Annotated in this window: 2 protein-coding genes and 1 pseudogene; all 3 read right to left on the reverse strand. The window is 71.3% G+C overall.

Annotated features, from left to right (window positions below):
- Positions 1-2,339: polyribonucleotide nucleotidyltransferase (locus ACTIR_RS0112215; RefSeq protein WP_026454499.1), on the reverse strand; the 2,339-nt coding region annotated here is incomplete at its 3' end.
- Positions 2,340-2,564: 225 nt separating this feature from the next.
- Positions 2,565-2,834: a 30S ribosomal protein S15 gene (gene rpsO, locus ACTIR_RS0112220; RefSeq protein WP_007026319.1), complete on the reverse strand. Its 270-nt coding sequence runs from the start codon at positions 2,832-2,834 to the stop codon at positions 2,565-2,567.
- A 184-nt stretch (positions 2,835-3,018) separates the two neighbouring features.
- A pseudogene (locus tag ACTIR_RS23040) lies at positions 3,019-3,322 on the reverse strand (2'-5' RNA ligase family protein); the annotation flags it as partial.

Consider the following 3,322-nt stretch of genomic DNA (forward strand, 5'->3'; position numbering starts at 1 on the left):
TGCCGCGGCCGGTCGCCCTTGTCCTCCGACCCGGTGTCGGCCTGCTCGGCCAGGTCCGCGGTCGGCTCCTCGGCGGCGGTGTCCACCGCACCGGTGCCCCCGATCGCCCCGCTCGCGGCCGCGCCGGTGTCGCCCGACTCCTCGTCCTGGACCACGACCAGGCTGATCTTGCCGCGGCTGTCGATGTCGGCGATCTCCACCCGGAGCTTGTCGCCGACGTTGACGACGTCCTCGACCTTCTCGACGCGCTTGCCGTTGCCGAGCTTCGAGATGTGCACCAGGCCGTCCTTGCCCGGCACCAGCGAGACGAACGCGCCGAACGCGGCCGTCTTCACGACCGTGCCGAGGTAGCGCTCGCCGACCTTCGGCAGCTGCGGATTCGCGATCGCGTTGATCTTGTCGATCGCGGCCTCCGCCGACGGGCCGTCCGAGGCACCCACGTACACCGTGCCGTCGTCCTCGATGGACACGTCGGCGCCGGTCTCCTCGGTGATCGAGTTGATCATCTTGCCCTTCGGGCCGATGACCTCACCGATCTTGTCCACCGGCACCTTCACGCTGGTCACCCGCGGCGCGTAGGGGCTCATCTCGTCCGGGCCGCCGATCGCCTCGGACATCACGTCCAGGATGGTCAGCCGCGCGTCCCGGGCCTGGTTCAGCGCGCTCGCCAGCACGTCCGACGGGATGCCGTCCAGCTTCGTGTCCAGCTGCAGCGCCGTGATGACGTCCTTGGTCCCGGCGACCTTGAAGTCCATGTCGCCGAACGCGTCCTCGGCGCCGAGGATGTCGGTGAGCGCGACGTAGCGGGTCTCGCCGTCGACCTCGTCGGAGACGAGCCCCATCGCGATGCCGGACACCGGCGCCTTCAGCGGAACGCCCGCGTTGTACAGGCCCATCGTGGACGCGCACACCGAGCCCATCGAGGTCGACCCGTTCGACCCGAGGGCCTCGGACACCTGCCGGATCGCGTACGGGAACTCGTCCCGCTTCGGCAGCACCGGCACCAGGGCCCGCTCGGCCAGCATCCCGTGGCCGATCTCGCGCCGCTTCGGCGTGCCGACGCGGCCGGTCTCCCCGGTGGAGAACGGCGGGAAGTTGTAGTGGTGCAGGTACCGCTTGCTGGTCTCCGGCGACAGCGTGTCCAGTGTCTGCTCCATGCGGAGCATGTTCAGCGTGGTCACACCCAGGATCTGGGTCTCACCCCGCTCGAACAGCGCGGACCCGTGGGCGCGGGGCACCACGGAGACCTCGGCGGCGAGCTGGCGGATGTCGGTCAGGCCACGGCCGTCGATGCGGACCTTGTCCTTCAGGATGCGCTGCCGGATGAGCTTCTTGGTCAGCGCCCGGAAGGCGGCCCCGATCTCCTTGTCCCGGCCCTCGAAGGCCTCGCCCTCACCGACACCGACGCGCTCCAGCACCGACGCCTTGACCTCGTCGGTGGCGTCGTCGCGCTCCTGCTTGCCGGGCAGTGCCAGCGCGCGGGTGAGCTCGTCGGTGGCGATCGCGGCGACCGCGTCGTAGGCGTCCGCCTCGTAGGCGGGGAACAGCGGGTACTCCCCGGTCGGCTTGGCCGCGGCGTCGGCCAGCCGCTGCTGCGCCTCGCAGAGCACACGGATGAACGGCTTCGCGGCGTCGAGCCCCTGCGCCACGGTGGTCTCGGTGGGCGCGGTGGCCCCCGCGGCCACGAGGTCGAGCGTGTTCTCGGTGCCCTCGGCCTCGACCATCATGATGGCGACGTCCTCGGGCCGGTCCCCGACGATGCGCCCGGCCACCACCATGTTGAACGTCGCGTGCTCCAGCTGCGACCAGGTGGGATAGGCGACCCACTGGTCCTCGATCAGCGCGACCCGCACACCGCCGACCGGCCCGGAGAACGGCAGCCCACCGATCTGGGTGGAGGCCGACGCGGCGTTGATCGCGAGCACGTCGTACGGGTCCTCGGGGTGCAGGCTCTGCACCGTGACCACGACCTGGATCTCGTTGCGCAGCCCGTCGGCGAATGACGGGCGCAGCGGACGGTCGATCAGCCGGCACGTGAGGACGGCGTCCGTGGACGGACGGCCCTCGCGGCGGAAGAACGCGCCGGGGATGCGCCCGGCCGCGTACATGCGCTCCTCGACGTCCACCGTGAGCGGGAAGAAGTCGAGCTGTTCCTTGGGCTGCTTGGAGGCGGTGGTCGCCGACAGCAGCATCGTCTCGTCGTCCAGGTAGGCGACGACCGAGCCGGCGGCCTGGTTGGCCAGCCTGCCCGTCTCGAAGCGGACCGTGCGCGTGCCGAACCGGCCGTTGTCCAACACGGCCTCGGTCTCGTGCACGGCGTTCCCGCTTGCTTCAGTCATGATTCCTGTTACTCCTCGTGCGTGAAGGGCCACGCATCCCCCGCCCTTCGGGGGCACGCCCGAGGTACGGGGCCGGTCATCGATCGAAGCCGACGGGAGGGACCTCCCGGCGGCCACTACCGAGGACCGGCTGTGGCGTCCCCGTGCGCGGCGCGCTCGCCCTTGTTCGTCCTTCGTGTACCGAGGGGGAGTGACCCGCCCGGGCCACTCCCCCTCGTCAGTCTCTCATCGACGCAGGCCGAGTCGCTGGATCAGCGACCGGTAGCGGCCGATGTCCACCCGCATCACGTAGTTGAGCAGCCGGCGGCGACGGCCGACCAGCAGCAGCAGCCCACGACGGGAGTGGTGGTCGTGCTTGTGCACCTTGAGGTGCTCGGTGAGGCCGACGATCCGCTTGGTCAGCAGAGCCACCTGGGCCTCGGGCGATCCCGTGTCGGACTCGTGGAGGCCGTACTCGGACAGGATCTGCTTCTTCTCGTCGGTGGACAGCGCCACGCGTTCACTCCTTGTTCGTTCGTCCCGTGTCGGTGTGTCGTCGGTACCGGCCGCCACGGACCGCAGCCGGACCCAGGGTCGAGGGTATCAGCACCGCCGCACACCCCGGGCGGCACGCGCTCTCCCGGCGCGTCGGCCCGGGCGTGTCGGACCGGTACCCGCCGGGGACCACCGGCGTGCGGCGTCAACCCTGCTGCAGCGGGAACCGCGCCACGGTGCTGTAGCGGGGACCGGATCCCCGCGCCCCGGCGGGATCGCTGCGCATCAGCTCGACCTCGGTGACCGTCCACTCGGGGCCGTCGACGTCGGCCAGGTGCCGCCGCCACCGCGCGATCGCGGCGCGGACGTCACCCCGGGCGAGGGTGAGGTGGGCGTGGAAGTCCCGCTCCTCGTCGGGCGGACGGACCGCCGCCGCCAGGTCCCCGAGCCCCGCACCGGCCACCCCGACCCAGAGTACTCCGCGGAACGACCCCGCCCCCCGCAGCCCG

The organism is Saccharomonospora iraqiensis subsp. iraqiensis, assembly GCF_000430445.1.
In the GTDB taxonomy this organism is placed as follows: domain Bacteria; phylum Actinomycetota; class Actinomycetes; order Mycobacteriales; family Pseudonocardiaceae; genus Saccharomonospora; species Saccharomonospora iraqiensis.